Source organism: Microcoleus sp. PH2017_12_PCY_D_A (assembly GCF_020738565.1).
Taxonomy (GTDB): domain Bacteria; phylum Cyanobacteriota; class Cyanobacteriia; order Cyanobacteriales; family Microcoleaceae; genus Microcoleus.
Genome location: NZ_JAEQCI010000199.1, coordinates 1 through 6144, shown reverse-complemented (window position 1 = coordinate 6144; position 6144 = coordinate 1). Strand labels below are relative to the sequence as shown.

Below are 6144 nucleotides of genomic sequence, written 5' to 3'. Positions count from 1 at the left end.
CAACACCTGGGCTGATGTTATCAACCGCGCTAACTTGGGTATGGAAGTAATGCACGAGCGCAACGCTCACAACTTCCCGCTCGATTTGGCTGCTGCTGATACCACTCCTGTGGCTTTGGTTGCTCCTTCCATCAACGGCTAAGTTTTAGCTTGAGATTGACAAAAAGCGCTCCTAGAAATAGGGGCGCTTTTTATTTGGGGAAAAATTCTGTGTTTGTATTAGTTCCCGGACGCACGGGTAGTCAGAAACCGGGTTTTTTGCCAAAATCTTTCGTTGTAGTCCACAGTAAGGCTAAAAAACCCGGTTTCTTTGGTCTGATGGGTAAGTTTTTGCGATCGAGTTTTATTCGCGGATGGCAGATCAATATGATGCGGTGAATGCTTTTATGCGATCGATGTAGAAGTTGAAAATTGCGATCGTAGTTCCAGCCTTGCTTACATTGTACGACACGCTGTATTTGTAGCCATCGTAGCTAATCAGATTCTTCCAAATAGCCTGCAACTTCTTGTAAATCTTGCAATCCTCGGTTCAATTTGTTAAGCATAGCTTCCCCGATATCTGTATCAAAATTGAGTTTGGGATTTTGAAAAGTTAACTCTTGAATTGCCTCTAGCCATAGTGAAAGCGGTACGTGGCGAACAGCTTCCCGTAACCCCATATTTGCCAATACTGCGAGATAAAAACCTGTGAAGTCTTGTCCTCCATAATTATAGAAACCTCGTCGTAGTTCTAGCTTTTCGGGTGTGTACGCTGCATATTGGTCAAAAGTAATCGGCGCGCGATCGAGCTGTGGTTGTGGCAGTGGTGGTGTATCCATAGTTTTTTCACTTTGAGATTATGTTAGATTCGCTTTCGATCCGTCAAATGTAAGAAATGTAATCTCTCATAAATTATATAAGATTTCACCTGCACTGAATGTATGCTTTGAATACGGGATTGAGGAAAAAGAGCGATCGACAGAACTTATGCACGTCGAGGCTAGAAACCAGGTTTCTTCGTAGATACCTCATTGAGGATCGTCAATTATTCTAAGAAACCCGGTTTGTTTACGTAAGTCCTGATAGATTCACTCTATCATACTTGGGAATCAAAAACTGCTGATTACTTGCAAGTTCCAGAAGGGCGATCGCACTTCTGGAACAATCTCGACCCCGCCTCATGGGATGAAAAGCCGACTCACACCCATATAGGTATTAATATCAAGCACAATTTCAACCAGACGAATTGCACAACGCTGCCGATATTCAGAGTTTCCATATCCAATTTGCCATTTTTACCTGCCGTGCGTGGGAAGAGAGAATTTCATAAAATTTTCTACATTCAACATTCTAAACATCCCGCAGTTAGGTGCTAAAAATCCGTTCTCAAATTCGCAATGAGAAAATATCGCGTGCACTATAGCTTGACAAAAATCCCCAAATCAGCAATAATTGTAGATTGTCTGTCTAAATCCGGCTCGGATCAGGTTAAGACATTCCAAAAGCTGCAAAACAGTCCACAGTCAAAAGTCCACAATGACCAATGACCGATGACTCATCAGCTACCTGTACGGCAATCTCAACAACCATCCCATGACTTACGCAATCATTGAAACCGGCGGCAAACAATTTCGGGTAGAACCAGGCCGCTTCTACGACATCGAACTGCTTCACGTCGAAGCTGAATCCAAAGTCACCATTGACAAAGTATTTCTGATCCAGCACGAAGATGACGTTCACATCGGTCAGCCTCTAGTAGAAAATGCCACTGTAGAAGGAACTGTGCTGCGGCATTTCCGGGGCCGCAAAGTCCTCGTCTACAAGATGAAGCCGAAAAAGAAAACTCGGAAGAAAAAAGGCCACCGCCAAGAAACAACTCGGTTTATGATTGACTCTATTACAGTCAACGGTGTTGTTTTGGCTGCGAGAGATTTGACTCAAGCAGTTGTTGAAACTCCCCAAACCGGCGAATCTGAATCAGAATAAACAATAGTAAATACAGTTTGAGGATACTATGGCCCACAAGAAAGGTACAGGTAGCACGCGCAACGGTCGCGATTCTAATTCCCAGCGTTTGGGTGTCAAAAAGTACGGCGGTCAAGTTGTCAAAGCTGGCAACATTTTGATTCGTCAACGCGGCACTAAGGTTCACCCCGGTAATAATGTTGGTATCGGCAGAGATGATACTTTGTTTGCTTTGGTTGATGGTGTGGTGACTTTTGAAAGAAAGGGTAAGACTCGCAAGAAAGTGAGCATTTATCCTGTGGTTGCACCTGCGGCTGCACCTGTGGCTGAAGCTGTCGCAGTTTAATTTTGGATAGTTTCCTCGTTCCTAGGCTCTGCTTGGGAACGAACCTCTAGAAGCCCTGCTTCCTGATTTTCTATCTTAATATACCAATATCCCCGACTTCTTTAAGAAGTCGGGGATGTCATGTTTGGTAGAAAAGTTTTGTGAGAAATTCGGAATGATTTAACCGCAGAGGCCGCAGAGATCACAGAGGAAGAGAAGAGAGAGATGAATAATTTGGATACCAAGGGATTTGGTATGATTGGCTAATTTGTGGCTAGCCTCCTCCGACGATTGTCACAACTTCTAGGATGTCGCCCTCTTTTATCTTTGTGGTTTCCCAAAATTGTTTGTGCAGGATTTCGCCGTTGTACTCTACAGCTACTAAGCGCGGGTTTAATCCTAATTGTTCTAGTAATTTTGGTAACGGTGTGTCGATCGCACAATTGCGATTTTCTCCGTTAACTTGCAGCGCAATTTGATTTGTCATGATTAAAATATCATTTTTTAGAAGACTCGGCGGTTGAAACCGCTGCGACACAGACAAAACCCGGATGGTGCGCGGGTTGAATGTCGGTACAGTCAACCCCCATGAAAAATCGGCAATCAACCTAGGTTTTCGCCAGCAAAGCTTTCTGAGCTTTCAGATTCTGCATCCGAATCAACTGCGAGATGAAAAATTGCGTGACTAAAGTAGGCTGTTCTGCATCCATGATCGATCGCACTACGGCAACTCTTTGAGCTCCGGCATTCAATACTTCATCGAGGTTGTTGATATCAATTGAGCCGATCGCAAACCAAGGAACCGGAGACTTACTAGCAGCATACCGCACGTAGTCCAAACCCGCCGCTTGTTTATCAGGTTTAGTCGGAGTAGAGTAAACTGGCCCAACTCCAATATAATCGGCTCCCGCATCAATCGCTCGCTGCATTTCTTCGCCATTCGTCGTCGAACAGCCGATGATGCGTCCGGGGCCGAGCAACCTGCGCGCTTCGGCTACAGGCAAATCTTGCTGTCCTAAGTGTACGCCGTCGGCATCTGCGGCGATCGCCAAATCCACGCGATCGTTCACAATCAGCAAAGCATCGTAGCGGTGACAAAGTTCGCTCATCTGTCGCGCGTTGGCCAGCCTTACTCCGTCGTCTGAGGTTTTGTCGCGGTACTGCACCAACGTCACTCCGCCTTGCAAAGCAGCTTCTACCACTGCTAACAAGTTGTCTCTGGGCGAAGTTACGAGGTATAACTGCGATCGAAGTAACTGCTGGTAGCGTCGGTAAGCCAATAAATCGCTTTCGAGACTATACACCCGATAGCGCATCTGCTTCAAAGCCTTGCCCATATTCGGATCGTAAACTTTGCCGTACTCTTCCAGTACCCGCAGAGCTTCTTCCACCCGACAAAAATTCGCCGCCAGTAGCTGCTGAATGCCCGCACGCTGCTCTTCCTGCGGGTGAGTCAGCTCCGTCCCCGGATCTGCCGGCGTATCCCTAGCGCTGCGTAATTCTGCGGTGTGCCAAGCAGCCAATTCCTGACGCAGTTGCTTGCACTCGCCGGCTAAATCGGCGCTGTTGAGACCAAACCTGCACCATTCTTCAATAATTCTCAACCCTTCGCGCGATCGATCTAAATTTGCATCTAAAATCCGGCAGAGGGCTGGCTGTGCCGGTAAAGTTCTGTTTTGTTTCTCGGTCATTCAGAACCACCTTGATTAAACTAATTCCTAGCAGTCTACCCGCTACATTGTCCCACGGCATCAAAATTGTGGTGAAGCCGATCGACCTAATTTTGCCATCAACGGATCTCAATTTGACAATTTTTTAAGTTTTATGGCATTTCAAAAAAACGAAGCATAATAGATCAAACTCGATATAAGTGGAATCGTGAAGCTGCATACCGCACTTCGGAGGAAAGCCGTGAGGTTCGCAGAACAAAACAAAAGATTAACAGCAGAAAACCCCAGCAGGCGGGTGAGATTAAAATGCGATCGCCCAAACCCGACAGGAAACAGGGGATGCGAAATTTGGCTCAAAGATAAATTGTGTTTTTTTATGATCCTAAATTCCAAACAGAGCAAGTGCCAAAAAAGTCGTAGCTTGCGGGGCGGAACGCCATCGCCAAGCAAGAGTTTAAGTTCTTGCCTGCTGCTCGTCTTTGCCAGCACGGCTTTTTGCCACCCTCAACCCTCGGCGATCGCGGCCGTAACCGGCTCCGTGCAGCTACTTTCGCAAGGGCCAGAGAGCGACATTAACATACTCTACGTGAGTTCTAGCGGTGGCAGCGACACGGCAGGTAATGGGAGCGATCGAGCACCGTTCAAAACCCTCACCTATGCCCTCAGCGTCGCCCCGCCGAAAACCGCGATTTTACTAGCGCCCGGTACTTACAGCGCTCAAAGCGGCGAAAAATTTCCATTAATGCTCAGGCCCAGCGTGACTGTTCAAGGAAATCCCAACACTCGCGGCCAAAATATTGTCATCAAAGGCGGAGGAGAATTTATCAGCCCGACTTCGGCGGGTCAAAATATCGCGATTTTAGGCGCAGACGGGGCAGGACTCAGCGGGGTGACGGTGACAAACACCAACTATCGCGGTTACGCTTTGTGGATCGAATCGAGTTCTCCGACGGTTGTTAACAATACTTTTTCGGGTAGCACTCACGACGGCATTTCGGTAGTTGGTACTGGAAGGCCGACGATTGGCGGGAATTTTTTCTCGAAAAATGGAGCTAACGGGATTACGATTTTTGGGGATTCTCGCCCGGAAGTTCGAGATAATGTGTTTGAAGATACGGGATTTGGGGTGAATGTCGCCCAGAATGCTTCGCCTTTGTTAATCGGCAACAAAATTACTCGGAATAAAGACGGCGTGGTGGTGCAAGCTGATGCAAGACCGGTGCTGCGTAACAATTATATCGAAAGCAACCGCCGAGATGGAATTGTGGCGATATCCAGAGCTCTGCCAGATTTGGGAACTTCGGCGGAACCGGGGGGGAATGTGATTCGCAATAACGGCCAGTACGATATTAACAATGCCGCGAAAGGTCAAGTCATCCCAGCTTACGGCAATCAATTGTTGAGCAACCGCACAACTGGATCGGTTGATATGGCGGGAACTTTTAGCCCGCCTCCACCGATGGCGGGAACTGCTTTGCAGCTAAGGGTCGATCGACCTTCGGGTATCGGCGGCCCAGAAACTTCTCTCCCTGCTTATACTCCCGGGCGGCTAACTCCCCGAGTTGAAAGAGCTTCAATTGCGCCACCAGCGCCAGTTTCCAGGCGATCGGCACCCACCAGCACTCAGTTGCGGCCTCTGCTTCCTCCGAGAAACGCCGATTCTGCTGCTGAAGGAACAGGGGCGATCGCAATTCCTGTACCCGATCCAGATTCTCGATCGGTTAGGGAAAGTTCGGTACAGCAACCAATGATTCCTCCGAATTTTGATAGTTCGAGTGGGGTTACTTCCGAGGGTAAATTGCCGGTTCCGGGCCGCAACATTCCTCTCGGAAGGGGCGGCTTTGTACCTGCTGGTTTAGGGGGGAATTCTTTGCCCGATTCCGAGAGTTCGCCGTCAGTCGATCGAGCTTCTGCGTTGGGTTTCCGGTATCGAGTTGTGGTGGATGCCGAGAGTTCGGGCGATCGGCAAAAAATGCTATCCTTGGTTCCCGATGCTTTTCGGACTTTTACCAACGGGCGATCGGTGATTCAAGCTGGTGTTTTTCAAGAACGCGAAAAAGCTGAGGAATTGCTAGAAATTCTCACTACTAACGGTTTGAATGCTCGCATTGAAGACATCAAATGAAATGGTCATTTAGGTTCGTAGTGAGGACTTCAGTCCGCATCAATTTCTGAGGACTGAAGTCCTCACTACGAACCAATTTT

The 6144-nt window shown here is 47.7% G+C and carries 6 protein-coding genes and 1 pseudogene; 4 read left to right on the top strand and 3 right to left on the bottom strand.

Features of this window, described 5'->3' with window-relative positions:
* A pseudogene (locus JGK39_RS32215) lies at positions 1-142 on the top strand (photosystem II q(b) protein); the annotation flags it as partial.
* A gap of 331 nt (positions 143-473) precedes the next feature.
* Here the strand turns inward: JGK39_RS32215 and JGK39_RS32210 are convergent.
* A complete protein-coding gene (locus tag JGK39_RS32210; protein WP_293262087.1) occupies positions 474-818 on the bottom strand; it encodes a hypothetical protein in 345 nt (114 codons plus the stop codon).
* Positions 819-1572: 754 nt separating this feature from the next.
* On the opposite strand from JGK39_RS32210, the gene rplU reads away from it, so the two are divergent.
* Positions 1573-1965 carry a 50S ribosomal protein L21 gene (gene rplU / locus JGK39_RS32205; protein WP_293262083.1) on the top strand — a complete coding sequence of 131 codons (393 nt, stop codon included), beginning with the start codon at positions 1573-1575 and terminating at the stop codon, positions 1963-1965.
* A 28-nt stretch (positions 1966-1993) separates the two neighbouring features.
* Entirely contained in the window at positions 1994-2290 is a 297-nt protein-coding gene (gene rpmA / locus JGK39_RS32200; RefSeq protein ID WP_293262080.1) for a 50S ribosomal protein L27, read from the top strand.
* 253 nt (positions 2291-2543) lie between these two features.
* Here the strand turns inward: rpmA and thiS are convergent, their stop codons facing one another.
* On the bottom strand, positions 2544-2756 hold the full coding sequence (thiS, locus tag JGK39_RS32195; RefSeq protein WP_293262090.1) for a sulfur carrier protein ThiS: 213 nt from the start codon (positions 2754-2756) through the stop codon (positions 2544-2546).
* A gap of 121 nt (positions 2757-2877) precedes the next feature.
* Positions 2878-3960 (bottom strand): thiamine phosphate synthase, encoded by a 1083-nt coding sequence (locus tag JGK39_RS32190; protein WP_293262077.1) that lies wholly within the window; start codon positions 3958-3960, stop codon positions 2878-2880.
* A 220-nt stretch (positions 3961-4180) separates the two neighbouring features.
* Here JGK39_RS32190 and JGK39_RS32185 point away from each other — a divergent pair, with 220 nt between their 5' ends.
* On the top strand, positions 4181-6064 hold the full coding sequence (locus JGK39_RS32185; protein WP_293297401.1) for a DUF1565 domain-containing protein: 1884 nt from the start codon (positions 4181-4183) through the stop codon (positions 6062-6064).
* Positions 6065-6144: the final 80 nt, after the last annotated feature.